The 26,766-nt window shown below is 71.3% G+C and carries 26 protein-coding genes and 3 pseudogenes; 17 read left to right on the top strand and 12 right to left on the bottom strand.

The features are described 5' to 3' along the window. Positions 1 to 264: 264 nt before the first annotated feature. Positions 265 to 810 (top strand): annotated as a pseudogene (locus tag LMU33_RS08295) (alpha-L-arabinofuranosidase C-terminal domain-containing protein); the annotation flags it as partial. Here LMU33_RS08295 and LMU33_RS08300 read toward each other — a convergent pair. Genes LMU33_RS08300 through LMU33_RS08310 form a run of 3 tightly spaced genes read right to left on the bottom strand, consistent with a single transcriptional unit; the run spans position 797 to position 2,940 of the window. Then, complete coding sequence (locus LMU33_RS08300) at positions 797 to 1,234, bottom strand: carboxymuconolactone decarboxylase family protein (RefSeq protein ID WP_228618752.1); 438 nt, start codon at positions 1,232 to 1,234, stop codon at positions 797 to 799. The pseudogene LMU33_RS08295 and the gene LMU33_RS08300 sit on opposite strands and share 14 nt — an antisense overlap. Then, positions 1,231 to 1,656, bottom strand: coding sequence for a MerR family transcriptional regulator (locus LMU33_RS08305; protein ID WP_228618754.1), 426 nt, complete (start codon positions 1,654 to 1,656; stop codon positions 1,231 to 1,233). Before LMU33_RS08305 ends, LMU33_RS08300 begins: the two co-directional genes overlap by 4 nt. A gap of 51 nt (positions 1,657 to 1,707) precedes the next feature. Then, on the bottom strand, positions 1,708 to 2,940 hold the full coding sequence (locus LMU33_RS08310; protein ID WP_228618755.1) for a cysteine desulfurase: 1,233 nt from the start codon (positions 2,938 to 2,940) through the stop codon (positions 1,708 to 1,710). A gap of 94 nt (positions 2,941 to 3,034) precedes the next feature. Here LMU33_RS08310 and LMU33_RS08315 point away from each other — a divergent pair, with 94 nt between their 5' ends. The 11 genes and pseudogenes from LMU33_RS08315 to LMU33_RS08365 all read left to right on the top strand — a co-directional run bounded on the left by LMU33_RS08315 (position 3,035) and on the right by LMU33_RS08365 (position 11,405). Then, positions 3,035 to 3,646 (top strand): ABATE domain-containing protein, encoded by a 612-nt coding sequence (locus LMU33_RS08315; RefSeq protein WP_228618757.1) that lies wholly within the window; start codon positions 3,035 to 3,037, stop codon positions 3,644 to 3,646. A gap of 170 nt (positions 3,647 to 3,816) precedes the next feature. Continuing rightward, positions 3,817 to 4,099, top strand: a pseudogene (locus LMU33_RS08320) (YfhO family protein); the annotation flags it as partial. Further along, positions 4,098 to 4,703, top strand: a pseudogene (locus tag LMU33_RS08325) (glycosyltransferase); the annotation flags it as partial. The pseudogenes LMU33_RS08320 and LMU33_RS08325, both read left to right, overlap by 2 nt. Further along, the gene (locus LMU33_RS08330; protein WP_228618758.1) at positions 4,700 to 5,071 is read left to right on the top strand and encodes a GtrA family protein; all 372 of its coding nucleotides are present in this window, start codon (positions 4,700 to 4,702) and stop codon (positions 5,069 to 5,071) included. The pseudogene LMU33_RS08325 and the gene LMU33_RS08330, both read left to right, overlap by 4 nt. 57 nt (positions 5,072 to 5,128) lie before the next feature. Then, the gene (gene argC, locus LMU33_RS08335) at positions 5,129 to 6,157 is read left to right on the top strand and encodes an N-acetyl-gamma-glutamyl-phosphate reductase (protein WP_228618760.1); all 1,029 of its coding nucleotides are present in this window, start codon (positions 5,129 to 5,131) and stop codon (positions 6,155 to 6,157) included. After that, the gene (argJ, locus tag LMU33_RS08340) at positions 6,154 to 7,305 is read left to right on the top strand and encodes a bifunctional glutamate N-acetyltransferase/amino-acid acetyltransferase ArgJ (RefSeq protein ID WP_228618761.1); all 1,152 of its coding nucleotides are present in this window, start codon (positions 6,154 to 6,156) and stop codon (positions 7,303 to 7,305) included. The genes argC and argJ overlap by 4 nt, the downstream gene beginning before the upstream one ends. Next, entirely contained in the window at positions 7,302 to 8,201 is a 900-nt protein-coding gene (gene argB, locus LMU33_RS08345) for an acetylglutamate kinase (protein WP_228618763.1), read from the top strand. The genes argJ and argB overlap by 4 nt, the downstream gene beginning before the upstream one ends. Further along, entirely contained in the window at positions 8,198 to 9,403 is a 1,206-nt protein-coding gene (locus LMU33_RS08350) for an acetylornithine transaminase (protein WP_228618765.1), read from the top strand. Before argB ends, LMU33_RS08350 begins: the two co-directional genes overlap by 4 nt. A 7-nt stretch (positions 9,404 to 9,410) precedes the next feature. Beyond that, positions 9,411 to 9,953, top strand: coding sequence for an arginine repressor (locus tag LMU33_RS08355; protein ID WP_228618766.1), 543 nt, complete (start codon positions 9,411 to 9,413; stop codon positions 9,951 to 9,953). 110 nt (positions 9,954 to 10,063) lie between these two features. Further along, a complete protein-coding gene (locus tag LMU33_RS08360; RefSeq protein WP_228618768.1) occupies positions 10,064 to 10,651 on the top strand; it encodes an RNA polymerase sigma factor in 588 nt (195 codons plus the stop codon). Beyond that, positions 10,641 to 11,405 carry a zf-HC2 domain-containing protein gene (locus tag LMU33_RS08365; RefSeq protein WP_228618770.1) on the top strand — a complete coding sequence of 255 codons (765 nt, stop codon included), beginning with the start codon at positions 10,641 to 10,643 and terminating at the stop codon, positions 11,403 to 11,405. The genes LMU33_RS08360 and LMU33_RS08365 overlap by 11 nt, the downstream gene beginning before the upstream one ends. Before the next feature lie 254 nt (positions 11,406 to 11,659). Here the strand turns inward: LMU33_RS08365 and LMU33_RS08370 are convergent, their stop codons facing one another. The 5 genes from LMU33_RS08370 to LMU33_RS08390 form a co-directional block, all read right to left on the bottom strand. Then, entirely contained in the window at positions 11,660 to 12,463 is an 804-nt protein-coding gene (locus LMU33_RS08370; RefSeq protein ID WP_372477902.1) for an FAD:protein FMN transferase, read from the bottom strand. Next, positions 12,456 to 13,253: an FMN-binding protein gene (locus tag LMU33_RS08375; protein WP_228618772.1), complete on the bottom strand. Its 798-nt coding sequence runs from the start codon at positions 13,251 to 13,253 to the stop codon at positions 12,456 to 12,458. Before LMU33_RS08375 ends, LMU33_RS08370 begins: the two co-directional genes overlap by 8 nt. 18 nt (positions 13,254 to 13,271) lie before the next feature. Further along, positions 13,272 to 14,654 (bottom strand): ferredoxin reductase family protein, encoded by a 1,383-nt coding sequence (locus LMU33_RS08380; protein ID WP_228618774.1) that lies wholly within the window; start codon positions 14,652 to 14,654, stop codon positions 13,272 to 13,274. Between the two features lie 73 nt (positions 14,655 to 14,727). After that, positions 14,728 to 15,225, bottom strand: a complete 498-nt coding sequence (locus LMU33_RS08385) for an FMN-binding protein (protein ID WP_228618775.1) — start codon at positions 15,223 to 15,225, stop codon at positions 14,728 to 14,730. A 19-nt stretch (positions 15,226 to 15,244) separates the two neighbouring features. Continuing rightward, the gene (locus tag LMU33_RS08390; protein WP_228618777.1) at positions 15,245 to 16,591 is read right to left on the bottom strand and encodes a ferredoxin reductase family protein; all 1,347 of its coding nucleotides are present in this window, start codon (positions 16,589 to 16,591) and stop codon (positions 15,245 to 15,247) included. 208 nt (positions 16,592 to 16,799) lie between these two features. Here LMU33_RS08390 and LMU33_RS08395 point away from each other — a divergent pair, with 208 nt between their 5' ends. Then, on the top strand, positions 16,800 to 17,540 hold the full coding sequence (locus tag LMU33_RS08395) for a response regulator transcription factor (protein WP_228618779.1): 741 nt from the start codon (positions 16,800 to 16,802) through the stop codon (positions 17,538 to 17,540). Then, a complete protein-coding gene (locus LMU33_RS08400) occupies positions 17,537 to 19,021 on the top strand; it encodes a sensor histidine kinase (protein ID WP_228618781.1) in 1,485 nt (494 codons plus the stop codon). The genes LMU33_RS08395 and LMU33_RS08400 overlap by 4 nt, the downstream gene beginning before the upstream one ends. Before the next feature lie 5 nt (positions 19,022 to 19,026). Here the strand turns inward: LMU33_RS08400 and LMU33_RS08405 are convergent, their stop codons facing one another. The 3 genes from LMU33_RS08405 to LMU33_RS08415 all read right to left on the bottom strand — a co-directional run bounded on the left by LMU33_RS08405 (position 19,027) and on the right by LMU33_RS08415 (position 21,277). Further along, positions 19,027 to 19,731: a L,D-transpeptidase family protein gene (locus LMU33_RS08405; protein WP_228618782.1), complete on the bottom strand. Its 705-nt coding sequence runs from the start codon at positions 19,729 to 19,731 to the stop codon at positions 19,027 to 19,029. Between the two features lie 3 nt (positions 19,732 to 19,734). Then, positions 19,735 to 20,322 carry a pyridoxamine 5'-phosphate oxidase family protein gene (locus LMU33_RS08410; protein WP_228618783.1) on the bottom strand — a complete coding sequence of 196 codons (588 nt, stop codon included), beginning with the start codon at positions 20,320 to 20,322 and terminating at the stop codon, positions 19,735 to 19,737. A gap of 97 nt (positions 20,323 to 20,419) precedes the next feature. Then, a complete protein-coding gene (locus LMU33_RS08415) occupies positions 20,420 to 21,277 on the bottom strand; it encodes a hypothetical protein (RefSeq protein ID WP_228618785.1) in 858 nt (285 codons plus the stop codon). 167 nt (positions 21,278 to 21,444) lie between these two features. Between LMU33_RS08415 and LMU33_RS08420 the strand changes: the two genes are divergently transcribed. The 3 genes from LMU33_RS08420 to LMU33_RS08430 all read left to right on the top strand — a co-directional run bounded on the left by LMU33_RS08420 (position 21,445) and on the right by LMU33_RS08430 (position 25,915). Then, positions 21,445 to 22,641, top strand: coding sequence for an argininosuccinate synthase (locus tag LMU33_RS08420; RefSeq protein ID WP_228618786.1), 1,197 nt, complete (start codon positions 21,445 to 21,447; stop codon positions 22,639 to 22,641). A gap of 49 nt (positions 22,642 to 22,690) precedes the next feature. After that, the gene (gene argH / locus LMU33_RS08425; protein ID WP_228618788.1) at positions 22,691 to 24,121 is read left to right on the top strand and encodes an argininosuccinate lyase; all 1,431 of its coding nucleotides are present in this window, start codon (positions 22,691 to 22,693) and stop codon (positions 24,119 to 24,121) included. A 357-nt stretch (positions 24,122 to 24,478) separates the two neighbouring features. Next, positions 24,479 to 25,915 carry a gluzincin family metallopeptidase gene (locus LMU33_RS08430; RefSeq protein WP_228618790.1) on the top strand — a complete coding sequence of 479 codons (1,437 nt, stop codon included), beginning with the start codon at positions 24,479 to 24,481 and terminating at the stop codon, positions 25,913 to 25,915. Between the two features lie 55 nt (positions 25,916 to 25,970). On the opposite strand, the gene LMU33_RS08435 is transcribed toward LMU33_RS08430, so the two are convergent. Next, positions 25,971 to 26,726, bottom strand: coding sequence for an HAD family hydrolase (locus tag LMU33_RS08435; RefSeq protein ID WP_228618791.1), 756 nt, complete (start codon positions 26,724 to 26,726; stop codon positions 25,971 to 25,973). Positions 26,727 to 26,766 lie beyond the last annotated feature (40 nt).

Genomic DNA, 26,766 nt, shown 5'->3' on the forward strand with positions numbered 1-26,766 from the left:
CCGCCGGCGCCCGGCCCCATTGACGTGCTCACGCCCCTCCTCTTACCGTGCGTTCGATGTGCTGACCAATGTCTGATATTTCGAACAATGCGCCGCGGAGTATCCATGTCACGCACCGCCCGCTGGAGACTCGGCCTGGGAGTGAGCGCCGTCCTGCTCGCCTCGGCCGCCCTGCCCGCCCCGGCCCACGCCGAGGACGCCACCGACTACTCGATCACCGTCGACCCCTCGGCGCAGGGGGCGGGCACCGGCAACTGGAGCGTCCAGGCCGGCCAGGAGGGCTTCCTCGTCCCCTTCGGTGTCAAGGACACCGGCAACTACTACTGGTGGAACATCGGCGGCTGGAACAACACCCAGGCCGCCGTGGAGCAGGCGGTGGACGGCGGCAAGTCGACGCTGATCGCCAAGCCCGGGTCGGTGGAGACCGGCCGCGCCTACGACGTCGACATCAAGGTGCGCGGCCGCCAGGTGACCCTCTACCTCGACGGACAGCAGTGGGGCGGCTTCACCGACGACAAGCCGGCCGAGCCGTTCCGCCAGGTCGTGACCCGGGACGCGAAGACCGGTGAGCTGATCGTCAAGGTCGTCAACGACCAGTCCTCGGCGGCGCGCACGGCCGTCGACCTCGGCGGCGCGAAGGTCGCCTCCCGGGCGAAGGCGACCACACTCGCCGCCGCTCCGGACGCGGTGAACAGCGAGACGTGCACGGCGGTCGCACCGCGGACGTCCACCGTCACCGCAGTCGCGGACAAGTTCACCTACACCTTCCCGGCGAACTCGATCACGTTCCTGAGGATCAGGCAGAAGTAGTGCCGTCCGGCGCGGGCCGCTGTCCGAGCGGCAGCAGCCCGCGCTCGGCGAAGACCTTCTTCGCCACGAAGGTCGCGTTCAGCGCCTTGGGGAAACCGCAGTACCCGGCCGAGTGCAGCAGCGCCTCGACGATCTCCTCGGGCGTCAGCCCCACGTTCAGCGCCGCGTTGACGTGCACCTCCAGCTGGGGCTCGCAGCCGCCGAGCGCGGTCAGCATGCCCAGGGTGACCAACTGGCGGTCGCGGGGCGGGAGTCCGGGCCGGTCGTAGATCTCGCCGAAGCCCCAGGCGACGATCTGGTGCCCCAGCTCGGGGCTGACGTCGGCGAGCGAGTCGATGACCCGCTGCCCCGCCTCGCCGTCGACGGACCGCAGGACCTCCAGGCCATGGGCGAAGCGTTCGTCACGGGTGGTGCTCTGGCTCATGTCTGCTCGTCCGTTCCCGGCCGCCCGTCGTGGAGCAGCCCTTCGTAGTGCGAGATCTTGTCGTCCAGCGCGGACGCGTTGCGCCGCAGCGCCCGGATCCGCTCGGCCAGTTCGGCGCGGTGCTCGCGCAGCATCGCCAGCCGCTCGGCGACCGTGACGTCCCCCTCCGCACGCAGCCGCGCGTAGCGCTGCATGTCGCTGATCGGCATGCCGGTCTCGCGCAGCCGCAGCAGGAACTCCAGCCACAGCAGGTCCGCCGTCCGGTAGCGGCGCTGGTTGCCGGTGGTCCGGCCCACCCGCTCGATCAGGCCGGCCTTCTCGTAGTAGCGCAGGGTGTCCTGCGAGAGGCCCGTGCGCTCGGCGACCTGGGCGATGGTCAACGACGGTTCCCGGTCCTGCGGGAGGGGCTGTCCGCTGGTCATGACAAGAACGGTAGAACCTGGAGCGCGCTCCAGGTCAAGCCCGAACTGCGATCACCGCCCGAAGTACCTCTGAGCTGCGCGGACACCCTCCACCAGGGCGTCCACCTCGGCCGGCGTGTTGTAGACGTAGAAGCTCGCCCGGGTCGTCGCGGGGATGCCGTACCGCCTCACGATCGGCCGCGCGCAGTGGTGGCCGACGCGGACGGCCAAGCCCCGCTCGTCCAGCACCTGGCCCACGTCGTGCGGGTGGATGCCGTCGACCGTGAAGGAGACCGCCGAGCCCCGGTCGGCGAGCTCGGCGGGGCCGATGATCCGGACGCCCGGCATCTCGGCGAGCAGGGCCAGCGCGCGGGCGGTGAGCGCCTCCTCGTGCGCCGCCACGTCCGCCATGCCGAGCCGCTCCAGGTACTCCACGGCCGCCGCGAGTCCCACCGCCTGCGAGGTCATCGGCACGCCCGCCTCGAAGCGCTGCGGCGGTGGCAGGAAGGTGGTGCGGTCCATCTCCACGATCTCGATCATCGAGCCGCCGGTCAGGAACGGCGGCAGCCCGGCGAGCAGGTCCGCGCGGCCCCACAGCACGCCGACGCCGTTCGGTCCGAGCATCTTGTGCCCGGAGAAGGCGAGGAAGTCCGCGCCCAGTTCCGTCACGTCGACCGGGCGGTGCGGCACGGACTGGGCGCCGTCCACGACCACCAGGGTGCCGAACGCGTGCGCGCGGTCGGCGAGTTCGCGTACCGGGTTGAGCGTGCCGAGCACATTGGACTGGTGACTGAGGGCGAGCACCTTGGTGCGCTCGTCCAGAAGCTCCCCGGCGCGGGAGAGGTCGAGCCGCCCGTCGTCGGTGAGCCCGAACCAGTCCAGACGGGCCCCGGTCCGCTCGGCGAGCTGCTGCCAGGGGACCAGGTTCGCGTGGTGCTCCATCTCCGTCACCACGATCCGGTCACCGGGGCCGACCCGGCCGGCGTTGCCCAGCGCGTAGGCGACCAGGTTGATGCCCTCGGTGGTGTTGCGGGTGAAGACCACCTCGTCGGCGGCGGCGCCGATGAACCGGGCGACCGTCGCCCGGGCCTGCTCGTACGCCTCCGTCGCCTCGCCCGCCAGCTGGTGCGCGCCCCGGTGCACCGCCGCGTTGCGGTTCAGGTAGAAGTCCCGCTCGGCGTCGAGGACCTGGAGGGGTTTCTGGGTGGTGGCGCCGGAGTCCAGGTAGACGAGCGGTGCGCCGCCGTCCAGGGTCCGCTCCAGGATCGGGAAGTCCTTGCGCAGGGCGTCCGCGTCGAAGGCCACGGCGGCTCACCTCTCAGGGTTCGTCTCACGGTTTTGGCGATGGTTCTCCGTGAGGTACGGTAAGCCTTCCTCACGGAGAACCGCAAGGATTACCATGAGAGCCGTGGATCACGACGCCCCCGTCTACCTGCACCGGCTGCCCGTCCCGGGCGAGGACCGGTACCTCTCGCTGGCGCTGGTCAACACGCGCTTCACCGTCAGCCACGGCCAGGTCGACCTGCTCGACGACACCGAGGCCGCGCACCTCTGGCTCGTCCGGCACGAACTGCTGCCCGACCGGGTGGCGATCAACGGCAGGCAGTCCGGCCGGCTGCGCACCCTGCGCGAGGCGCTGCGCGCCCTCTTCGAGGCCCGCGCCGCCGCGGCACCCCCGCCCGCCGGTGCCCTCGACACCCTGAACACCGCACTCGCCGCCGCGCCCGCCACTCCCCGGCTCGTCTGGAACGCCGACGGCCCCCACCGGGCCGACCTCCCCGACACCGGAAACCCGGCCGCCGCCGCGCTCTCCCTACTCGCCGAGGACGCCACCGACCTGCTCACCGGTGCCGACGCCGGCCAGCTCACCGAGTGCGCCGCCCAGGGCTGCGCCCGCTGGTTCCTGCGCTCCCACGGCGCCCGGCGCTGGTGCACCACCAAGTGCGGCAACCGGGTCCGGGCGGCCCGCGCCTACGCCGCCCGCAAGACCGGCCCATCCGGTTCACCTTAAAAACACCTCCCGGAAATCAGAGATTTTCCGGGCGGTCATCAAATTCATACGGTGTTTCCCGTATTCGGAGGACGGCGCGCCACTTTTCGGTGAGCGCACAACCAACCGGAAACACGGACCGTCTACGTCGGCGATAAGACGGGCACAGCTCTGTGGGGGAACGCCGGAATATGAAACAGGGTGGGAAACCGATATCCCGGCCGAGGCGGGCCGCCGCCCTGCCGACCGCGGCCGTCGCCGTCACGGCGTTCTGCGCCGGAGACCTCCTCGCCCGCAGCTACCCCTTCGGGCCGCGCACGCGCAGCGTCAACGACCTCGGCAACCAGTACGTGCCCTTCCACGCCCACCTGTGGGACCTGCTGCACGGCCACGCCGACGGCGGCGTCCTCGTCAACTGGCAGTCCGGGTACGGCTCCAGCTTCCTGCCCGACCTCGGCAGCCCCTTCGCCGCCACGACCAGGTCATCGCCCGGCGCAGCCGCACCGGCGAGCGTCTCGCCCGGACCCTCACCGCGCGCCTGTACTACCGGTTCGTCAACCGCCTGGTCGACGTCGAACTCGTGGACGGCGTCGGCGACTTCCGTCTGCTGTCGCGCCGCGTGGTGGACGCCGTGCCGGCCCTCACCGAGTACAACCGTTTCTCCAAGGGCCTCTTCGCCTGGGTGGGTTTCCCGAGCACCACCTTCGAGTACGAGAACGCCGCGCGCGGGGCCGGCAACAGCTCGTGGAACCTGCGCGGCCTGCTCAACTACGGCATCCACGGGCTGCTGTCCTTCAACAACCGCCCGCTGCGTGCCGCCCTCCGGCTCGGCATGGGACTGCTGTTCTGCGCGGGCCTGTGCACGGCCTGGATCGTGGGAGCGGCGCTGATCCACGGGGTCCGGACGCCCGGCTATGTGACCGTCATCACCGCCGTGACGGCCCTTGCGGGCGTGCAGATGGTCATGCTGGGAGTGATCGGGGAGTACACCGGCCGCATCTACTACGAGGTGAAGGGTCGCCCGCACTTCCTGGTGAAGGCGACCAACGTCGAACGGACGAAAGACCTCATTCCTTGAAGCGACAGATCCTCACCTTTGCCGCGGTCGGTGTGATCAACACCGCCGTCTATTACTGTCTCTACCTGTTCTTCCTCATATGGCTGCCCTATCTGGCCGCGCATGTTCTGGCCTTCGCCCTCAGTATGGTCGGCTCCTTTTTCCTGAACGCGCGTTTCACCTACCGGACCCGGCCCACCTGGCGTAAATTCCTGCTGTTCCCGCTGACCAATGTCACGAACTTCCTGATCACGACAGCCGGTGTCTACGTGATCGTCGACGTCCTGCACGCCGGCAGCCGTTTCGCCCCACTGCTCGCCTCGGCGACGGCGATCCCGGTCACGTTCGTGGTGTCCCGCTGGGTGATGCTCCCCAGGTCCCTCGCATAGTCCATTGCATAAAACTGCGGCGATACGTATAGTCATGCCATCACGAGGAGGATGGACATGGCGGTACGTGCGGCGGTGGCCGGAGCGAGCGGATACGCGGGCGGCGAGGTCCTGCGCCTGCTCCTCGCGCACCCCGAGGTCGAGATCGGTGCCCTGACCGCGAACTCCAACGCCGGGCAGCGCCTGGGCGCGCTCCAGCCGCACCTGCTGCCGCTGGCCGACCGTGTGCTCACCGAGACCACGGCCGAGGCGCTCGCCGGGCACGACGTCGTCTTCCTCGCACTGCCGCACGGGCAGTCCGCCGCCGTCGCCGAGCAGCTCGGCCCGGACGTCCTCGTGGTCGACATGGGCGCCGACTTCCGGCTGAAGGACCCGGCCGACTGGGAGACGTACTACGGCTCCGCGCACGCCGGCACCTGGCCCTACGGCCTCCCCGAACTTCCGGGCGCCCGCGCCGCGCTGGAGGGGTCCAAGCGCATCGCGGTGCCCGGTTGCTACCCCACCGCCGTCACCCTCGCCCTGTTCCCGGCCTACGCCGCCGGCATCGCCGAGCCGGAGGCGGTGATCGTCGCCGCGTCCGGCACCTCCGGCGCCGGCAAGGCACCCAAGCCGCATCTGCTCGGCAGCGAGGTCATGGGCTCCATGTCGCCGTACGGCGTCGGCGGCGGCCACCGGCACACCCCCGAGATGATCCAGAACCTCAGCGGGGTCTCCGGGGAGTCCGTGAAGGTCTCCTTCACTCCGACGCTCGCGCCGATGCCGCGCGGGATCCTCGCCACGTGCAGCGCGTCCGCCCGCGAGGGCGTCACCGCCGAGTCGGTGCGGGCCGCCTACGAGAAGGCGTACACCGACGAGCCCTTCGTCCATCTGCTCCCCGAGGGCCAGTGGCCCGCGACGGCGTCCGTCCACGGTTCCAACGCCGTTCAGGTGCAGGTCGCGTACGACGGGTCCGTGGGCCGCATCATCGCGATCAGCGCCATCGACAACCTGACCAAGGGCACCGCCGGCGGTGCCGTCCAGAGCATGAACATCGCCCTGGGTCTTCCCGAGACCACCGGGCTTTCCACGATCGGAGTCGCACCGTGAGTGTCACGGCAGCCAAGGGATTCACGGCGGCGGGCATCGCAGCCGGGATCAAGGAGAACGGCAACCCCGACCTGGCCCTCGTGGTCAACGACGGGCCGCGCCGTGCCGCCGCGGGCGTCTTCACCTCCAACCGCGTGAAGGCCGCGCCGGTGCTGTGGTCCGAGCAGGTCCTCAAGAGCGGCCAGGTCTCCGCCGTCGTCCTCAACTCGGGCGGCGCCAACGCCTGCACCGGCCCCAAGGGCTTCCAGGACACCCACGCCACCGCCGAGAAGGTGGCCGAGGTGCTCGGCCGGGGCGCCATCGAGGTGGCCGTCTGCTCCACCGGGCTCATCGGCGTGCTGCTGCCCATGGACAAGCTGCTCCCCGGCGTCGAGAGGGCCGCCGCCCAGCTGTCCGAGCACGGCGGCGAGAAGGCCGCCATCGCCATCAAGACCACAGACACCGTCCACAAGACCTCCGTCGTGACGAAGGACGGCTGGACCGTCGGCGGCATGGCCAAGGGCGCGGGCATGCTCGCCCCCGGCCTCGCCACCATGCTGGTCGTCCTCACCACGGACGCGGAGCTGGACAACGACGCACTGGACCAGGCCCTGAGGGCGGCCACGAAGGTCACCTTCGACCGCGTCGACTCCGACGGCTGCATGTCCACCAACGACACCGTGCTGCTGCTCGCCTCCGGCGCCTCCGGCATCACCCCGGAGTACGCCGAGTTCGCCGACGCCGTACGGCAGGTGTGCGACGACCTCGGACAGCAGCTGATCCGGGACGCCGAGGGTGCCAGCAAGGACATCAAGGTCGAGGTGATCAATGCGGCGAGCGAGGAGGACGCCGTCGAGGTGGGCCGCTCCATCGCCCGCAACAACCTCCTCAAGTGCGCGGTCCACGGCGAGGACCCCAACTGGGGCCGGGTGCTCTCCGCGATCGGCACCACGAAGGCCGCCTTCGAGCCGGACCGGCTGGGCGTCGCCATCAACGGCGTGTGGGTGTGCAAGGACGGCGGCGTCGGCGAGGACCGCGAGAAGGTCGACATGCGCTACCGCGAGGTGCACATCGTCGCCGACCTGGCCGCCGGCACCGAGACCGCGACGATCTGGACCAACGACCTGACCGCCGACTACGTCCACGAGAACAGCGCCTACTCGTCATGAGCACCCGCAAGCACACGGCCCTGCCGAAAGCCCAGATCCTCATCGAGGCGCTGCCCTGGCTGACCCGGCACCACGGCAAGATCGTCGTCATCAAGTTCGGCGGCAACGCCATGGTGAACGAGGAGCTGAAGGCCGCCTTCGCCCAGGACGTCGTCTTCCTCCGGCACGCCGGCCTCAAGCCGGTCGTCGTGCACGGCGGCGGCCCGCAGATCAGCGCCGCCCTCGACCGGCACGGCATCGTCAGCGAGTTCAAGGCGGGCCTGCGCGTCACCACCGAGGACGCCATGGACGTCGTACGGATGGTGCTGGCGGGGCAGGTGCAGCGGGAACTGGTCGGTCTGCTCAACCAGCACGGGCCGCTCGCCGTCGGCCTGACCGGCGAGGACGCGCACACCATCACCGCCACCAGGCACCAGCCCCAGATCGACGGCGAACTGGTCGACATCGGGCGGGTCGGCGAGATCACCGCGATCGACACGGGCGCCATCGAGGCCCTGCTCGCCGACGGCCGCATCCCGGTCGTCTCCTCCATCGCCCGCAGTCAGGACGACGGACATGTCTACAACGTCAATGCTGATACGGCGGCTGCGGCACTCGCTGCGGCACTGGGCGCCGAAACCCTCATGGTCCTCACCGACGTCGAGGGCCTCTACGAGGACTGGCCGAACTCCGACGAGGTGATCAGCCGTCTCACCGCTTCCCAACTGGAGAAGCTGCTCCCGGAGTTGAGCTCCGGCATGGTGCCGAAGATGGAGGGCTGTCTGTACGCCGTGCGCAACGGGGTGCACACCGCCCGCGTCATCGACGGCCGGGTCCAGCACTCGATCCTGCTGGAGATCTTCACCGACGAGGGCATCGGCACCATGGTCGTGCCGGACGAACAGGGGGAGCCGTGAGCAACCAGGAGCTGACCGCGCGGTGGCAGGGCGCGCTCATGAACAACTACGGCACCCCCCGCCTGCCGCTGGTGCGCGGCGAGGGCACCCGGCTGTGGGACGCCGACGGCAGGCAGTACCTCGACTTCGTCGGCGGGATCGCGGTCAACGCGCTCGGCCACGCGCACCCGGCCGTCGTCGAGGCCGTGAGCCGGCAGATCGCCTCCCTCGGCCACGTCTCCAACCTCTTCATCGCCGAGCCGTCCGTCGCCCTCGCCGAACGGCTGCTCCAGCTCTTCGGCCGGGAGGGCCGCGTCTTCTTCTGCAACTCCGGTGCCGAGGCCAACGAGGCCGCCTTCAAGATCGGCCGGCTCACCGGACGCACCCACATGGTCGCCGCCACCGGTGGCTTCCACGGCCGGACGATGGGCGCCCTCGCGCTCACCGGCCAGCCCGCCAAGCAGGACCCCTTCCTGCCGCTGCCCGGCGAGGTCACCCACGTGCCCTACGGCGACGCCCAGGCGCTCGCCGCCGCGGTCACGGAGCGGACGGCGCTCGTCGTCATCGAGCCGATCCAGGGCGAGAACGGTGTGATCGTGCCCCCGGCCGGCTATCTGAAGGCCGCCCGCGCGATCACCGCCGCCACCGGCGCCCTGCTGGTGCTGGACGAGGTGCAGACCGGCGTCGGCCGCACCGGGACCTGGTTCGAGTACCAGGCCCACGAGGGCGTCCTGCCCGATGTCGTCACCCTCGCCAAGCAGCTCGGCGGCGGACTGCCGCTCGGCGCCACCGTGGCCTTCGGCCGGGCCGCCGAACTGCTCGGGCCCGGTCAGCACGGTACGACCTTCGGCGGCAACCCGGTCGCCTGCGCCGCCGGACTCGCCGTGCTCGACACCATCGCCAACGACGGGCTGCTGGACAACGTCAAGCGGCAGGGCGAGAGGCTGCGGGAGGGAATCGAGGGCCTGGGCCACCCGCTGATCGATTATGTGCGGGGCGCCGGCCTGCTCCTGGGTATCGTGCTCACCGGGCCGCACGCGCCACAGGTGCAGCAGGCGGCCCAGGAGGCCGGGTTCCTGGTGAACGCGCCCGCCGCCGACGTCGTACGGCTCATGCCGCCGCTGAACCTGTCCGACGACGAGGTGGGTGCCTTCCTCAAGGCGCTGCCCGGCATCCTCGACGCAGCGAACCCAGTGAATGGGGACGGACGATCCGGAGAATAGGACGACGATGAGCCAGGCGCAGGACCACGAGCAGGCGGGGGCCGGACCGGCCGTGCCGCAGACCCGTACCGCGCGGCACCGCCGGATCGTGGACATCCTCAACCGGCAGCCGGTGCGGTCGCAGAGCCAGTTGGCGAAGCTGCTGGCCGACGACGGGCTGAGCGTCACCCAGGCGACGCTCTCCCGGGACCTCGACGAGCTGAACGCGGTGAAGATCCGCAACACCGACGGCGAGCTGATCTACGCCGTGCCGAGCGAGGGGGGTTTCCGCACCCCCCGTGCCCCCCTGGGGGAGTCGGCCAAGGAGGAGCGCATGCGGCGGCTCTCCCAGGAACTGCTGATCTCCGCGGAGGCCTCCGCCAACCTGGTCGTCCTGCGCACCCCGCCGGGGGCCGCCCAGTTCCTCGCCTCGGCCATCGACCAGGCGGAGCTGCACGACATCCTGGGCACGATCGCCGGTGACGACACGCTGCTCCTGATCAGCCGGGACCCGAGCGGCGGGCAGGCCCTGGCGGATCACCTGCTGCGGCTGGCGCAGAACGGCCACTGAGCCCGCATGCGGCGCCCCGCCCGGCGGCGGAGAATGACAGTGTGATCTTCCGCGGCGGGCGGGCAGGTGGGCGGGCAATCCCCTGGCGGCCGTCGGCCGTATACAGGGGTGTGTCGGGTTTCCGGTTCCCCGTGGACCGCCTCCCGGACGAAGCCCTGCTGTCGGGGCTGGCCACCGGTGATCCGGAACTCGCGGTGATCTTCGTACGGAGGTTCCAGCACCGGGTCTTCGGGGTCGCCATGGCCGTCACCGGGGATGCACAACTCGCCGAGGACGTCGCTCAGTTGACGTTCGAGCGCGCGTGGCGGCACGCCCAGATCTACGACTCACGCCGCGGCTCGGTCGCCACCTGGCTGACGACCATCGCGCACAACCTCGCCGTCGACGCCGTCCGTTCCAGGCGGACCGAGCCGATGGCACCCGAGGACCTCGACTCCGTCATCGGCGCCGTCACCGAGACCCCCGAGCAGTGGGCGCTGGCCGACGAGGCCTCCTCCCAGCTGCGGGCCGCCGTGGCACGGCTGCCCCGGGAACAGGCCAGGGCCCTGGTGATGGCCGGCATCTACGGGATGACGGCCCGGCAGATCGCCGAAGCCGAGCGCATCCCGCTGGGCACCGCCAAGACACGGATCAGGGCCGCCATGGGGAAGCTGCGCACCACACTCGCGCCTTTGAAGCGAGGCGACCATGTCCAGTGACGCGAACTGCGACAAGCTGCGGGAGATCGCCGCCGAGCTGGCGCTGGGCGTGCTGCCCGGCCGGGAGCGCGCCGAGGCGGTCGCCCATCTGGACCGGTGCGCAAACTGCCGGGAGTACGTCCGCTGGCTCACCCTGGTCGGCGACCGGCTGATCGGCCTGCTGCCGGACAGGGAGCCCCCGGCCGGGTTCGAGGCGCGGGTGGCGCGCCGGCTGGCCGAGCAGGCTGCGGCGTCCGAGGCTGCCGGGGGCGCCGCCGGCCGTGTGGCACGGGACCTGCGCGGGCGTGTCCGGCGGGGCCGGCTGCGGCTCGCGGCCGTCGCCACCGCGCTCACCGTCGCCGTCGGGTTCGCAGGCTGGGGGATCGGCACCGCCGTCGAGTCGGTCGTCGCCTCGACCGCGCCCGCCGCCGAGTCCGAGCCCATGCTGGTCGGGGACATGATCTCGGCCACGCGAGGCGGCGGCAAGGTCGGCGAGGTCTACGCCCACCCGGGGACCCCCGGCTGGATCTTCGTGTCCGTCGATTCCGCCGGACCCCGCGGCACCTACACCGGCAAGGTCACCTGTCTCCTGCAGCACTCCGACGGCACCACCGTCCGGGTCGGCGACTTCCCCCTGAGCGCCGGACGCGGCGAGTGGGGTGTGGCCGCGCCCGGTGACCTCTCGACCCTGTCCGGCACCCGGCTGACGACACCCGGCGGCACGGTCCTCGCCACGGCGCACCTGGAGATGGGGCACGTCGTGGAGCCGTCGTAGGCGACGCTGGGCCGGCCCGGGTCAGGGGCGCCGCGACAGGTCCCCTCCAGGGCTGCGGCCGGCTCGGCGACCGTCGGCCGCGCGGCCGGGTCGGCTCGCAGACAGGCGTCGATCGCGCCGGCGGGCGGGGGCGGCAGCCGCGGCCGTTCTCGTCGGTCTCGTGTGCGGGATCCCCGCAGTCGAAGGGGACGTCACCGCACGCGACCTCGTACAGCGGGACACCGGCGGTGCGGCGAACGGGCCTTCCCCCGTGGTCAGCCGAGCCGCGCCGCCAGCCCCCCCGTGCACCGCACCTCGTCGCCGGCGGTGATCAGCAGCCCTTCCACGTCCGGCAGCGACTCCAGCCATGCCAGGCCCGCCCGGGAGCCCATCGCGAAGGCCGCCGTGGCCCAGCAGTCGGCCCAGGTCAGACGGGGACCGACCACCGTCACCGCCACCAGGTCCGACACCGCGGACTTCCCGGTGCGCGGATCCACGATGTGCGCGCCCCGCTCCGCCGTACCCGAGGTCGCCACCGACAGTTCGGCCACGCCGGCCGTCGAGATCACCGCCGCCAGACCGCCCGGCCGAAGAGGATCGGCCACCCCCACCCGCCACGGCCGCTGCGGCTCCGGCGCGCCGAGGAGCTGGACGTCCCCGCCGCCGTTGACGCTCACCCCGCGCACCCCGGCCACCTCCGCCAGCTGCCGCGCGGCCCGCTCGGCGGCCCATCCCTTGACGATGCCGGTGGGATCCAGCGAGCCCCGGTAGCGCGTGCTGAACCAGCCCTCGCTCACCCGTTCCGCCTCGGCCGCGAGGTCCAGCACCGCGGCCACCTCCGGCGCGCACTCCGGCAGGGTCAGCTCACCCCGGGCAAGTCGTGAGACGTCGCTGTCCTCGCGGTAGGTGCTGAACACCGCGTCCGCCCGGTGCAGACCGGCGACGGCTTCGGCCAGCGCCTCGCGCACCGCACCGGGTTCCCCGCCGCGGACGTCGAAGGAGAAGACGGTCCCCATGACCTCCTCCGCATGACGCACCGCGGCGGGAGCCTCGGCCGACTCGGCCACCGTGTCAGCCACCGGCCTGGTCCAGCGCCGACTGCAGCGACTGCTTGTAGCCGGTGCTGGTGTAGGTGGCGCCGGAGACGGCGTCGATGTTCGCGTTGCCGGCCGTGACGGCCTCCTGGTTGAGCTTGGGGACCGCCAACGCGGTCTTCTGGTCGCTGAGTCCGCCCTTGGGTGCCTGGACGGCCTCCGCCTTGGCGATCTTGCCACCGCTGACCGTGATCCGCACCTGGACCGGACCGTACTGCGTCTGCGCGACCTTCCCGGTGACCGTACGGGTCTGCGCCGCACCGGAGGAGCCCGGGGCCCCGGGACCGGAGGAGCCCGCGGAACCGGCCGACTTCATCCGGTCCAGCGCCGACTGCAGCGACTTCTTGTAGCCGTTGCTCGTGTACGTCGCCCCGGACACCGCGTCGATCTGCGCGCTCTGCGCCGCGACGGCCTCCTGGTTGAGCTTGGGGACCGCCAATGCGGTCTTCTGGTCGCTGAGTCCGCCCTTGGGTGCCTGTACGGCCTCCGCCTTGGCGATCTTGCCGTTGCTGACGGTCAGCCGTACCTGCACCGTGCCGTACTGGGTCTGCGTGGCGTCGCCGGTCACCGTGCCGGCACCGGAGGACGCCTGGGCACCGCCCTGCTGACCGCCCTGCGGGGCCTTCTGTCCCGCCGCCGTCTGCTGCGGTGCGGCGCCGGCCGCCGACGCCGCGGCCGGATCGGACGCCGGCTTCAGCGACAGCAGCAGTACGACGCCGGACACGGTCGCGGCGGTGGCCAGCACGACCCGCCGAATGGGGTGGCTCTTCCTCATCGCTTTCCTAGCTCCCGCTCACATCTCGAACGACTCGTGATGGATGCGGCGGGCGGGGACCCCCGCGCCGCGCAGTGCCTCGTACACCGACTGGGCGAACCCGGTGGGGCCGCACATGAACACGTCGTGCCGGTCGATGTCCGGGATCTTCCGCTGGAGGTTCTCCGCGGAGATGTCCGGCCGCTCCCCGTCCGGGCTGTTCACCGCGTACATCAGCCGGGCGCCCCGCTCGTCGGCGATCTTCGCCAACTCGTCCCACAGCGCCAGGTCCTGGGTGCTGTTGGCCCGGTAGAGCAGGGTGATGTCACCGGCCGCCCCGGGCAGCGTCTCGAACAGCGCCCGCATCGGGGTGATGCCGACCCCGCCCGCGACCAGCAGCACCTTGCCCCGGCTGCGGCGCTGGGCGGTCATCGCCCCGTACGGTCCCTCCGCCCACACCCGGGTGCCGGGCGTCAGCTCGCGCAGCCGTGCGCTGTGGTCGCCGATCGCCTTCACCGTGATCCGCAGCATGTCCGGGCGCGGCGCCGCCGACAGCGAGTACGGGTGCGAGCTGAAGCGCATGCCCGGCGCGAGGAAACGCCAGCGGAAGAACTGGCCCGCCTCCGCGCCCATCCGGTGCAGCTTCCGCCCGCCGATCAGCACCGACACGATGCCCGGCGTCTCCTCGATGACCGCCTCCACGCGCATCCGGTGCTTGAGGTTCAGCCGGATCGGGGTGATGATCCGGTACCAGATCAGGAGCGCGGTGACCGTGCCGTACAAGCCGTACCAGAAGGTCTTCGCCATGGGCTCGACCGCGAAGTCGTTGCCGGTGGTGATCTGGTGCCAGAACGTCAGGAACACCGCCGCGTACGTCATCAGGTGCACGTGGTACCAGGTGTCGTACGGCATCCGGCGGCGGACCGGGCCGATCGAGGTCAGGCCGATGAGCACGAACAGGCCCGTGCCGATGGCGGCCTTGCCCATGTCCGGAAGCTGGTTGATGGAGTCGATGGTCTGCTGGACGATGTCGCCGAGCGACTTGCCGGCCTGCAGCGCGTATCCCCACATGATGAGGAAGACGTGCGCCACGATCAGGCAGAGCGTGTAGCGGCCGCTCATGGCGTGCCAGCGGGCCACCCGGTCCGAGCCGACCCGCCGCTCCAGCGCGGGCACGCGCGCCATCTGGAGCACGACCAGCGCCATCAGGTAGCCGGCCAGCAGGCCGGTGATCCGGCCCGCGTTGAGGATCCTGCCGTTGTCGTCGGCGATGGACGGCGTGTTGTGCCACCAGAGCCACAGCACGGCCGCCGCGCCCGCCCAGACGGCGAGCAGCAGCGGTACGGCCGGGGAGCGGCGCGGGCGGATGCGGCGCATCGTCTGGCGGCGGGCGGCACGTCCGCCTGCGAGCGTGGTGGACACGGTTCCTCCGTGGGGACTTGACCCTTGGCCCACAGATACGTGCCGGATGCGCTGAGTGTTCAGAGTTCCCGCATCACAGTCCCGCCGAGTCCAGCGCGGACTGCAGGGACTGCTTGTAGCCGGTGCTGGTGTACGTGGCGCCCGACACCATGTCGATCCCCGCACTCTGCGCGGCCAGCGCCTCGCGCCGCAGCTGGGGCAGGGCGTAGCTGTTGATCTCCTGGTCGCGCGGGTTGTCCGACGGGTACTGCACCGCCGTCACGTCGGTCAGCTTCCCGCTCTTGATCGTCACCCGCACCTGGACCGGGCCCCAGCGGGTCTGGACGGTGTCTCCGGTGACGGTCCTGCTGACCGTCTTCGATCCCGGGGACGAGCCGGATCCGCCCGACGATCCACTTGATCCGCCCGACGGCGCAGAACTGCTCGACACCGTGGGCGACTTGGTGCCGGCCGTGGCCAGCGTGGGGCTCGTGTGCGGCTTCAGCGACAGCAGCAGCACCATCCCGGAGACGGTGGCGGCACTGGCCAGCACGATCCGGCGCAGGGGGCGGTTCTTCTTCAGGGCATGCACGTGGTCTGCCTCACAGCTCTCACAGTTCGAACGACTCGTGGTGGATACGGCGGTCCGGCACCCCGGCCGCCCGCAGCGCCTCGTACACGTCCCGCGCGAAGCCGTGCGGCCCGCAGATGTAGACGTCATGGCCGGCGAGGCCCGGGAAGGTCGCGCGCAGCGACTCCGCCGTGATGGCCGGGCGCTCGCCCCGGGGACCGTTCAGCGCGTACAGCACCTGGGCGCCGCGCCAGCGGGCGATCGCCTCCAGCTCGCCGCCGAGCGCCAGGTCCTCGGCAGTGCGGGCCCGGTACAGCAGGGTGACCTCGCCGGGCAGCGTCTCGAACAGCGCGCGCAGCGGGGTGATGCCGACGCCGGCCGCGATCAGCAGGGAGTGGTGGCTGGTGGCCCGGTCGGCGGTCATGGAGCCGTACGGTCCCTCCGCCCACACCCGGGTGCCGGGCCGCAGCAGGGCGACGGCCGCGCTGTGGTCGCCGAGCGCCTTGACCGTGACGCGCATCAGATCCGGGCGCGGCGGCGCCGACAGGGAGTACGGCGTCGACGTCCAGCCCAGGCCCTCGCCGAGGAACCGCCAGCGGAAGAACTGTCCGGGCCGCGCGCCCAGTTGGTCCAGGTGCCGCCCGCGTACGACGACCGAGTACACACCCGGCGCTTCCATGTGAACCGAGTCCACACGCAGCTGGTGGCGCCGGTTGAGGCGGACCGGGGCGAGGATGCGGAACCACAGCACCAGCGCCGCGACGCCCAGGTACAGCGCGTACCAGACGGCGGTCGCGACCGGCTTGCCGTTGAACTCGTCGCCCAGCGTCAGCTGGTGGAAGAAGGCCAGGAAGACGGCCGCGTACGTCAGCAGGTGGACGTAGTACCAGAACTCGTGGCCGGTGCGGCGGCGCACGGCCCGCGCCGAGGTGATGCCGACCGCGAAGAGGATCACCGTGCCGGCGGTGGCCTTGAGCATGTCCGGGTAGTCCAGGACGACGGTCACCGTCTCGTGCCAGAGCGAGGCCCGGTCCTGGGCGGCGTACCCGGAGAGGATCAGCACGATGTGCGCCACGAGCAGGCAGACCGTGTACCGGCCGGCCATCGCGTGCCAGCGCGCCACCCGGTCCGAGCCGATCCGGGTCTCGAGCAGCGGGACGCGCGCCATCAGGCCGACCAGCACCGCGCAGGCGTACCCGCACAGCAGCCCGGCGATCCGGCCCGCGCCGGTCAGCCAGCCGGCCGTACCGACCACGGACCCGGTGTCCGCCCACCAGAGCGCGACCACGGCCGCCGCCCCGGCCCACACAGCGGCCAGCACGGGCCCCGCGGGGGAGCGCCGTGCGGTCACGGGCGGGGCCGCCCGCCGCACATCCACGGTCGTCATCAGTCGCCGTCCCTTCGTCCGTCGTACCGGGCCACTGTGCGGGGGAAAGCTCTGAGTGACCTCTGAGCGAGGCCCTGACCAGGGCTTTTGAGAGCAGACTCAGAGCCGGTCCTCAGACTCCGTTCAGCGGACCTGAGAGCTCTCAGAGAAAACTCAGAGCGGCGGCGGTGCCTCGCCCCCCGCCACATGGGTGATGCTGGAAGGCGCGATGAACACCACCCGTTCCGGCCGCCCGGCCCTCACCCGACCCGACGGCACCCCGCTGCGCGTCCTCGTCGTCGACGACGACCCCGACCTGGCAGAGGTCCTCACCGGCGCCCTGCGCTACGAGGGCTGGGAGGTGCGCGCCGCAGGGGACGGCGCCATGGCGCTCAGCACCGCGCGCGAGCTGCTCCCCGACGCCGTCGTCCTGGACGTGATGCTCCCGGACACCGACGGCTTCGCCGTGCTGCGCCGGCTGCACGAGGTGAAGCCGGACGTGTGTGTGCTCTTCCTCACGGCACGGGACGCGGTCGAGGACCGGATCGCGGGCATCACGGCCGGCGGCGACGACTACGTCACCAAGCCCTTCAGCCTGGAGGAGGTCGTGGCCCGGCTGCGCGGGCTGCTGCGCCGTGCGGGCATGGCCCGGCAGCAGGAGGAGGGGCCGCGGCTGGTGGTGGGCGACCTGGTGATGGACGAGGAGGCCCGCGAGGTCACCCGGGACGGCGAACTGATCGAACTCTCACCCACCGAGTTCGAGCTCCTGCGCTTCCTCATGCGCAACCCGCGCCGCGTGCTCAGCAAGGCGCAGATCCTCGACCGGGTCTGGTCCTACGACTTCGGCGGCCGGGCCCATGTGGTCGAGCTGTACATCTCCTACCTGCGCAAGAAGGTCGACGCGGGCCGCGAGCCCATGATCCACACCGTGCGCGGGGCGGGCTACGTCCTGAAACCGGTGGCGAAGTGAGCCGCCTCGGCCTCCGCGTGCGCCTGACCCGGCTGCCCCGCCCCCGCACCCTGCGCGCCCGGCTCACCTTCGGCCTGGTGGTGCTGCTGGCGGTGAGCTGCGCGGCCGTGGGCCTGGCGGCGGTCGTCGAGCTGAACGGCTTCCTCACCCAGCGGCTGGACGAGCAGCTCGTCCAGGTCGGCACCCGGTTCCCGGAGAGCCTGGAGCACCCCGGGAAGCTGCCCGACGACCACGACGGGGACGAGTACGGCGACACCCGCCGCATGGCCACCGGCACCTTCGGCGCCCGCCTGCTGAACGGCACGGTGACCAACAAGGGCCTCATCCGCTCCGGCGACCCGGCGGCGGACCTGCGCGTCAACCTGTCCGCCCAGGACGCCGCACAGCTGGCCCGGGTGCCGGTCGACGGCCGGCCCCACACGGTGGAGCTGTCGGCCCTGCACGACTACCGGGTCGTCGCCTCCGCCGGCCGGGACGGGGACGTGCTGGTCGTCGGGCTGCCGCTGGAGCCGGTCGAGGCCACGGTCCACCGGCTGGAGGCGGTCGCCGCGATCGTCTTCGGGCTGGCCCTGGTGGTGACCGGCGTGGCCGGCGCCTTCTGGGTCCGCTGGTCCCTGCGTCCCCTCAGCCGGGTCGCCGCCACCGCCACCCGGGTCAGCGAGCTGCCGCTGGCCAGCGGCGAGGTCGCGCTGCCACCGCGCGCCCCGGACGCCGACCCGGGCACCGAGGTCGGCCGGGTCGCCGCGGCCTTCAACCGCATGCTCGGCCATGTCGAGGGCGCGCTGACCAAGCGGCACGCGAGCGAGGAGCGGCTGCGCGGCTTCGCCGCCGACGCCAGCCACGAGCTCCGCACCCCGGTCGCGTCGGTCCGCGGCCACGCCGAGCTGGCCCTGCTGCACCCGGGCCCGGTACCGCCGGAGGTCACCCGGGCCCTGCAGCGCATCGCCGCCGAGTCCTCCCGCATGGGCCTGATGGTCGACGACCTGCTCCTCCTGGCCCGCCTCGACGCGGGCCGCCCCCTGGAGCGCCGGTCCGTCGACCTGACCCACCTGGTCCTGGACGCGGTCACCGACGCCCGCGCCGCGGGCCCCGGCCACCGCTGGACCCTCGACCTGCCCGAGGACCCGGTGACGGTGCAGGGCGACGCCCATCGCCTCCAACAGGTGTTGGCGAACCTGTTGGCCAACGCGCGTTTGCACACACCTGTTGGCACCAAGGTGACGGTCACCCTGGAGGCCGACGCCGGCTCGGCCGTCCTCTCCGTCCACGACGACGGCCCCGGCGTCCCCGAGGAGGTCCAGCCGGGCGTCTTCGAACGCTTCACCCGGGCCGAGCACCGCCGCCCCGCCGGTGCCTCCGGCTCCGGCGCGGGTCTCGGCCTGTCGATCGTGGCGGCGGTGGTGGAGGCGCACGGGGGAAGTGTGGGACTGGAGAGCAGACCGGGAACCACGACGTTCACGGTGCGGCTTCCGGCGAGCTGAGCCCTTCAGTACCGGGTGAGGGCGGTGGGCCCGTCCACCGTCCCGATGGCCATGTGCGGCTTCTGCTCCGGCTGCGCCCACTGCAGGATCCGGCGCATCGCGTCCTCCGGCACCGACACACACCCGGCCGTCGCCGCCTGCCCGTTCACATGGAGGAAGATCCCGGCCCCGCGTCCCCGTACGGGCTGGTCGTAGTTGAACCCGATCACGAGCCCGTACGCGTACTGCGTCGAGTAGGCGATGAGGTGCTCCGACTCGGAGCCGCGGCAGTCGGCGGGCAGCGGATCCACCCAACGGTTGTACGCCGCGGAGTCGTTGTCCTGGCACCACCAGGAACTCTCCTTCACCGCCCGGTACTCGACGCGCGTCCCGCTCGGCGCGGCCTTGATCCCGAAGCCGAAGGGAAGGCCGTACAAGCCGGTCGGGGTGGTGTTCGTGCCCTGCTCCCGCGCGGCGCCCTCCACCAGCCCGTTCGCCCCGAAGCGCGCCGGTGCCGAACCCGCCTGCACCCACTGCCCGTCCTTGAGGTCCCACCAGGTGACCGTCCCCGAGGTCGAGCCGGTGCCCGGTGCCTGAGCGGTGATCAGCTGGCTGCCCCCGCCGGTGTCCGCCAGCTGTGCGGGCAGCGGCTCGGATCCGGGGCCCGGTGCGAAACCGAGCAGGGCGAGCGAGGAGGCGGACACGAGGGCGAGCACGACACCGGGACGCATGGCTCAGACGGTAGACGGCGGAAGCGGCAACGGCAGCCCGGGTAGTCCGTCCAGGCTCGTCGCGACATGCTCCTTCTTCTCGAAGTACGCGTTCAGCGAGACGTCGTCCTCCCGCGCGAAACGCCTCTCGTGCAGGTCGCGGTCGCTCTCGTACGCCATGTAGGGGACGGCGTAGCCGCAGGTGTCCCGGACCAGTTCCGCGTGTACGACGATGATCGCGCGCAGTCCGTGCGGGTTGGGGTCGATGCCGGGGAAGTGGGTGAGGAGTTCCCTGAAGCGCGGGTCGTCCCGGAAGACCGGCTCGCCCCGGCCGTGCACCCGCACGATGTTCGGCGGGCCCTGGAAGGCGCACCACATCAGGGTGATCCGGCCGTTCTCCCTGAGGTGCGCGATGGTCTCGGCGTTGGACCCGGCGAAGTCCAGGTAGGCCACGCTCAGTTCGTCGAGCACGGCGAAGGAGCCCTTGAGTCCCTTGGGGGAGAGGTTGACCGTGCCGTCGCCGGACAGTGGGGCGGTCGCGGTGAAGAAGACGGGTTGCTCCTCGATGAATGTCCGGAGCCTGCCGTCGATGCGCTCGTAGGTCTTTCCCATGTCCAGCGATTATCGAGGGGATTCGTTCGGCTGTCTAAGGAATTGCCGTGGCCGCCCCGGCCGGCGCTCGTCGGGGCGGCCACGGCCGCATGTCACGTCACTTGGTGAGCGTGCAGGCGGCCAGGGAGCCCAGCCCGGTGGGTCTGGTGGTGGTGCGGCCGATGGCGATGGCGATGCGGTCGATGGTGGAGGCGCGTTTGTCCTTGAGGGGTCCGAGGACGGCGTTGTTGACGAAGTTGGGTCCGCCTTGGCCGACGGTGGTTTGCAAACGCTTGTCGGCTTCCTGGATCTGGGTCTGCAGGAGGGCGAGGTTGCGGTCGACCTCGGCCTTGGCGGAGGCGGGGATCGAGGGCAGCTTGGAGGCGACGTCCGGACAGGTGATCGTGCCCGATCCGGTGCTCCCGCCGCTGCCGCCGGTGTTTCCTCCCGCCGTGGTGGCGGTGCCCGATTGCTGGGTCGCGGCCGTGCTCGGCGTGCCGGCACCGCCTCCCGCCGCGCCGGTGCCGCCCGCGTTCAGGGTGCAGGCGGCCAGGGAGCCCAGCCCGGTGGGTCTGGTGGTGGTGCGGCCGATGGCGATGGCGATGCGGTCGATGGTGGAGGCGCGTTTGTCCTTGAGGGGTCCGAGGACGGCGTTGTTGACGAAGTTGGGTCCGCCTTGGCCGACGGTGGTTTGCAAACGCTTGTCGGCTTCCTGGATCTGGGTCTGCAGGAGGGCGAGGTTGCGGTCGACCTCGGCCTTGGCGGAGGCGGGGATCGAGGGCAGCTTGGAGGCGACGTCCGGACAGGTGATCGTGCCGGGGCCCGCCAGTGTGCGGGCCTGCGCCGCGCCGCCGCTCTTGGCAGGGGTTCCGGCCAGGGCCGAGCCCGCGATGACCGCGCCGGACAGCACCACGGCCGCGGCGCCGCCGATGAACGCCACGCGACGCTTGTTGTACTTCGGAAGAGCCCTGGACATGCGGATGCCTCGCTCGGGTCGTGTCGGTGTCTGGGCAACGCGGGCGCCTGCGTTCGGAGGGGAATACGAGAAAGCGGTTTCATCCGTTCACGTGGAACTTGATTGACGAATCATGCAGAGCTCTGCATACTCATGCATGACAGCAGGTGCAGTGTGAGGAGAAACCCGTGACCGAGCGCGTCGTACTCGCCTATTCGGGCGGTCTGGACACCTCCGTCGCCATCGGCTGGATCGCCGAGGAGACGGGCGCCGAGGTCATCGCCGTCGCGGTGGACGTGGGCCAGGGCGGTGAGGACCTGGACGTCATCCGCAAGCGCGCCCTCGCCTGCGGCGCCGTCGAGGCGGAAGTGGCCGACGCCAAGGACGAGTTCGCCGAGGAGTACTGCCTCCCGGCGATCAGGGCCAACGCCCTCTACATGGACCGCTACCCGCTGGTCTCGGCCCTCTCCCGGCCGACGATCGTCCAGCACCTGGTCGCCGCCGCCCGGAAGCACGGCGCCACGACCGTCGCCCACGGCTGCACCGGCAAGGGCAACGACCAGGTCCGCTTCGAGGCCGGCATCCTCGCCCTCGCCCCCGACCTGAAGTGCATCGCCCCGGTCCGCGACTACGCGATGACCCGGGACAGGGCGATCGCCTTCTGCGAGGCCAAGGAGCTCCCGGTCGCCACCACCAGGAAGTCCCCGTACTCCATCGACCAGAACGTCTTCGGGCGCGCGGTCGAGACGGGCTTCCTGGAGGACATCTGGAACGCCCCGGTCGAGGACATCTACGAGTACACCGCCAACCCGGCCACGCCGCGCGAGGCCGACGAGGTGATCATCACCTTCGACAAGGGCGCCCCGGTCGCGATCGACGGCAGGCCCGTCACCGTCCTGCAGGCCATCGAGCAGCTCAACGACCGCGCAGGCGCCCAGGGCATCGGCCGGATCGACATGGTCGAGGACCGCCTCGTCGGCATCAAGTCCCGCGAGGTGTACGAGGCTCCCGGTGCGATCGCACTGATCACCGCGCACCAGGAGCTGGAGAACGTCACCGTCGAGCGCGAACTCGCCCGCTACAAGCGGCAGGTCGAGCAGCGCTGGGGCGAACTCGTCTACGACGGCCAGTGGTTCTCCCCGCTCAAGCGCGCCCTGGACGGTTTCATCCACGAGGCCAACCAGCACGTGACCGGCGACATCCGCATGACCCTGCACGGCGGCCGGGCGGTCGTCACCGGACGCCGCTCCGCCGAGTCCCTGTACGACTTCAACCTGGCGACGTACGACACGGGCGACACGTTCGACCAGTCCGCGGCCAAGGGCTTCATCGACATCTACAGCCTGTCGTCGAAGATCGCCGCCCGGCGTGATCTGCAGGCATAGCCTGACGCACACCCCGCGTATCCCACCCACTTCCCTAGGAGCAGCGCAAGTGAGCAGCAACAGCGGTGACGTACGGCTCTGGGGCGCCCGTTTCGCCGACGGTCCCGCCGAGGCCCTGGCGAAGCTGTCCGCCTCCGTCCACTTCGACTGGCGGCTCGCGCCCTACGACATCGCCGGTTCGCGTGCCCACGCGCGCGTGCTGCACAAGGCCGGCCTCCTCACCGACGACGAACTGCAGCGCATGATCGCCGGGCTGGACCGGCTGGAGGCCGACGTGGCGTCCGGCGCGTTCGTCGGCACCATCGCCGACGAGGACGTGCACACCGCCCTGGAGCGTGGTCTCCTGGAGCGCCTCGGCCCGGAACTGGGCGGCAAGCTGCGCGCGGGCCGCTCCCGGAACGACCAGGTGGCCACCCTCTTCCGCATGTACCTGCGGGACCACGCCCGTACGATCGGCGGTCTGATCGCCGACCTCCAGGACGCCCTGATCGGCCTCGCCGAGGCCCACCCGGACGTCGCCATGCCGGGCCGCACCCACCTCCAGCACGCCCAGCCGGTGCTCTTCGCCCACCACGTCCTCGCCCACGTCCAGGCCCTGTCCCGGGACGCCGAGCGCCTTCGCCAGTGGGACGAGCGCACGGCCGTCTCCCCGTACGGCTCCGGCGCACTCGCCGGCTCCTCCCTCGGCCTGGACCCGGAGGCGGTCGCGCGGGACCTCGGCTTCGAGCACGGCAGCGTCGGCAACTCCATCGACGGCACGGCCTCCCGTGACTTCGTCGCCGAGTTCGCCTTCATCACCGCGATGATCGGCGTGAACCTCTCCCGGATCGCCGAGGAGATCATCATCTGGAACACGAAGGAGTTCTCCTTCGTGACCCTGCACGACGCGTTCTCCACGGGCTCGTCGATCATGCCGCAGAAGAAGAACCCGGACATCGCCGAGCTGGCGCGCGGCAAGTCCGGCCGCCTGATCGGCAATCTGACGGGCCTGCTGGCGACCCTCAAGGCCCTTCCGCTGGCCTACAACCGCGACCTCCAGGAGGACAAGGAGCCGGTCTTCGACTCCTGCGACCAGCTGGAGGTCCTGCTCCCCGCCTTCACCGGCATGATCGCCACCCTCACGGTCAACCGCGAGCGCATGGAGGAACTGGCCCCGGCCGGCTTCTCCCTCGCCACGGACGTCGCCGAGTGGCTGGTCAAGCAGGGCGTGCCGTTCCGCGTGGCCCACGAGGTCGCGGGCGAGTGCGTCAAGGTCGCCGAGTCCGAGGGCAAGGAGCTGGACGACCTCACGGACGAGCAGTTCGCGAAGATCTCCGCCCACCTGACCCCGGACGTCCGGACGGTCCTGAACGTCCCGGGCGCGCTCGCGTCCCGTAACGGCAGGGGCGGTACGGCACCGAGCGCGGTCGCCGTCCAGCTGTCGGAGGTCAAGGCCGACGTGGCGGCCCAACACGTGTGGGCGACGGCCAGGAAGGCCTAGCCGACGCAGCGAGAAGGGCCCGGACACATCGTCCGGGCCCTTCTCGCTGTGCCGTGCGTGCGGTGAGAGAAGCTCAACGCCGACCCGGGGAACCGGCGGTGGGCCACGGACTCCGGCTCCGTCCCCCGACTGGCCGCCGACCTCGCCGGGTTCGGCGGCCCGTGCGCACCGGGCGCGGGCCAGGAGGGACGACCTGCTCGGCCGCTGCCGTGCCGGTCGGAGGCGCGTCCGCCCGCCCCTGTTCGAATTGACACCGGGCTGCGGGGGCCTCGTACTGAATCAGGAGACGCTTTTGGTCAAAAGCGTCCCTTTGGTGCACTCCACCTCCCCCCCACTTCATCCCCCCATGGAGCCGCCATGACGGTGCAGCCACAGCAAGCGACAATGCCGATGGTCCTGGTGTTCGAGGACGACCCCGGCGGAGACCCCCTGCACATCAACATGCCCGTACCACATCCCGTCCCCCATCTGGACATCCAGCCCTTCCCGACGGCCATCGCGGAAACCGCGCCGCAGCCGGACAGCGCCGGGCCCGGCACCGAGGCATTCCGCTACTGGGTGGCGGCCGACTCGCTCAGCCGGGCCAGCCAGACCTGGGGGCCGCTGGTTCCGACCGGAACGAAGTGGCATCCGCAGGTCGGACGCGCCCTCACGGCGCACCTCAACGCAGGGGACGACCTGAACGCCTTCTACGACCGCAAAGGCCTGTGGTTCTTCCGCAGCACGGTGGCAGGCGTCAACGTCGCGGCGTGCGAGAGCAACGAGGTCGTCCTGCACGAGACGGGGCACGGGGTCCTCGACGCCCTGCGCCCCCAGCTGTTCAACATGGCGAGCGCGGAGACGGCCGCCCTGCACGAAGCATTCGGTGACATCAGTGCGCTGCTGGGCTCACTCCAGCTGGAGTCGCTGCGGACCGCGGTACTGGCCGAGACACAGGGCGACCTGGAACTGTCCTCGCGGGTGTCCAGGATGGCCGAGCAGCTGGGCTGGGCGATCCGCCAGGGCCACCCGAACGCGGTGGACCCGGACTGCCTGCGCAACATGGCGAACAGCTTCTTCTACCGCGACCCGGTGCTGCTGTCGCCGAACGAGCCCGCGAACAGGCTCTCCAGCGAGCCGCACTCGTTCTCCCGCGTGTTCAGCGGCGCGTTCCTCAAGATCGTCGCCGGGATCTTCCGGCAGCAGGACCTGCAGGACCAGGCCGGTCTGGGCAGGGCGGCCGAGATCGCGGGACAGCTGCTGGTGGACGCGGTCGTGGCCGCGCCCGTGGTGTCCGCCTACTACGCGCAGGTCGCGGGTCACATGATCGCCGCTGACCATCGCCGGAACGGCGGCATGTACGGCCAGTCCCTGCGCTCGGCGTTCATCCGGCACGGCATTCTCTCCCTTGAGTCCGCCGCGTCCATCACCGAGCCGGAGGTGGCACGCCGAGGCGCCGGAATCGCCGAGGCGACGCCGGGCGGTGGTGACGACGAAGGCCTCACGCCCGTCACGATCCACGGGGCGACGTACGGCGTCACCCAGCCGCTCACCCTCTCCGCCCCGGCGCAGGAGCGACGCTTCGGAATCGCGGGCTCCGACCCCGCCGGCGGCTCGGTGCGGCCCTCCGACCCCGAGCGCGTCGCGACGTCGTACCTCGAGGACCTCTTCCGCCGCGGCCGGATCCACGTGCCCGAAGAGCACCGCTCCGCCACGTCGTTCGCCGACGACAGCCCCTCCCGGCTCAAGACGCACGAGATCACACGGAGCACGACCGGCGAGGGCCTGGCCCTGGTCCGGCGGTGCTTCGACTGAGAACCCGCCCTGAGGTCTCGGTCTGAGGTCTCAGTTCGACAGCTCGGTCTCCGGTTCATTGGAAAAAGCGCAGACGACGGACGGTGAGCCGTCCGTCGTCCTCGCGCTTGACCACGTGCGTCGTTCCGGGTGTCGGCTCCTCGCCCTCGAAGACCGCCTCGCCGCGGGCCAGCAGGTCGCTGACGAACTTCTCGGCGTCCGCCATTTCCTCCACCCCTCCTTGCACCTCCACCGTGAAACCGGCGCGCTCCAGCACTTCGGTGCCCCGCGTGGTCGCCATGGCGACCACGAACCGCTGGGAGACGACCTGCACGGGAACGGCCTCGGTCTCGTTCATGGCCGCGGTCAACGCGGACCGGCCCTGGCCGTCCGGCAACTCGATCCGCGCCCGGAACACGGGACGGTTCTCCATCGCGGCCCGGGTGAACACCGGGTGGGGCGCGGTACGCATCCCCGCCTCCCGTGCGAACGCGCGCTCCCGGGCGTTCTCGCCCACGAAGACACAGTCGTCGGCTGTCGCTCCGCCCGTGCTCGCGACCGCCCGGTCGAAGATCCCGCGACTGTCCTTCGCACCCCAGTGCACAAGGGCCTCGTCCGTGAAACGACCGGGGAACGCCTCCGCCAGCGCGTCTGCTGCCCGTGCTGCGGCACCGTCGCCCGACCCGGGGTCGGAGATGATGCCCTTGCGTACCTCGCGCAGGGCGTCGAGCACGGCGATGACACGCGGCAGGGCCTCCAGTCTCAGCGAGCCGTCGGGGTCCACATGGGGATCCGCAAGGGTCTCGCCGATGTCGAAGAAGATCACAGACATGGTGAGTGCCTCCCCCTGGGAGACGCTTTCGAGTCGGACC

The organism is Streptomyces barringtoniae (genome assembly GCF_020819595.1).
In the GTDB taxonomy this organism is placed as follows: Bacteria; Actinomycetota; Actinomycetes; order Streptomycetales; family Streptomycetaceae; genus Streptomyces; species Streptomyces barringtoniae.

Coding starts and splice junctions, on each gene's coding strand:
- LMU33_RS08300 (WP_228618752.1), bottom strand. CDS start 1,234: ATGAGCCAGAGCACCACCCGTGACGAACGCTTCGCCCATGGCCTGGAG.
- LMU33_RS08305 (WP_228618754.1), bottom strand. CDS start 1,656: ATGACCAGCGGACAGCCCCTCCCGCAGGACCGGGAACCGTCGTTGACC.
- LMU33_RS08315 (WP_228618757.1), top strand. CDS start 3,035: ATGAGAGCCGTGGATCACGACGCCCCCGTCTACCTGCACCGGCTGCCC.
- argC (WP_228618760.1), top strand. CDS start 5,129: ATGGCGGTACGTGCGGCGGTGGCCGGAGCGAGCGGATACGCGGGCGGC.
- argB (WP_228618763.1), top strand. CDS start 7,302: ATGAGCACCCGCAAGCACACGGCCCTGCCGAAAGCCCAGATCCTCATC.
- LMU33_RS08355 (WP_228618766.1), top strand. CDS start 9,411: ATGAGCCAGGCGCAGGACCACGAGCAGGCGGGGGCCGGACCGGCCGTG.
- LMU33_RS08365 (WP_228618770.1), top strand. CDS start 10,641: ATGTCCAGTGACGCGAACTGCGACAAGCTGCGGGAGATCGCCGCCGAG.
- LMU33_RS08375 (WP_228618772.1), bottom strand. CDS start 13,253: ATGAGGAAGAGCCACCCCATTCGGCGGGTCGTGCTGGCCACCGCCGCG.
- LMU33_RS08390 (WP_228618777.1), bottom strand. CDS start 16,591: ATGACGACCGTGGATGTGCGGCGGGCGGCCCCGCCCGTGACCGCACGG.
- LMU33_RS08395 (WP_228618779.1), top strand. CDS start 16,800: ATGAACACCACCCGTTCCGGCCGCCCGGCCCTCACCCGACCCGACGGC.
- LMU33_RS08405 (WP_228618782.1), bottom strand. CDS start 19,731: ATGCGTCCCGGTGTCGTGCTCGCCCTCGTGTCCGCCTCCTCGCTCGCC.
- LMU33_RS08410 (WP_228618783.1), bottom strand. CDS start 20,322: ATGGGAAAGACCTACGAGCGCATCGACGGCAGGCTCCGGACATTCATC.
- LMU33_RS08415 (WP_228618785.1), bottom strand. CDS start 21,277: ATGTCCAGGGCTCTTCCGAAGTACAACAAGCGTCGCGTGGCGTTCATC.
- LMU33_RS08430 (WP_228618790.1), top strand. CDS start 24,479: ATGACGGTGCAGCCACAGCAAGCGACAATGCCGATGGTCCTGGTGTTC.
- LMU33_RS08435 (WP_228618791.1), bottom strand. CDS start 26,726: ATGTCTGTGATCTTCTTCGACATCGGCGAGACCCTTGCGGATCCCCAT.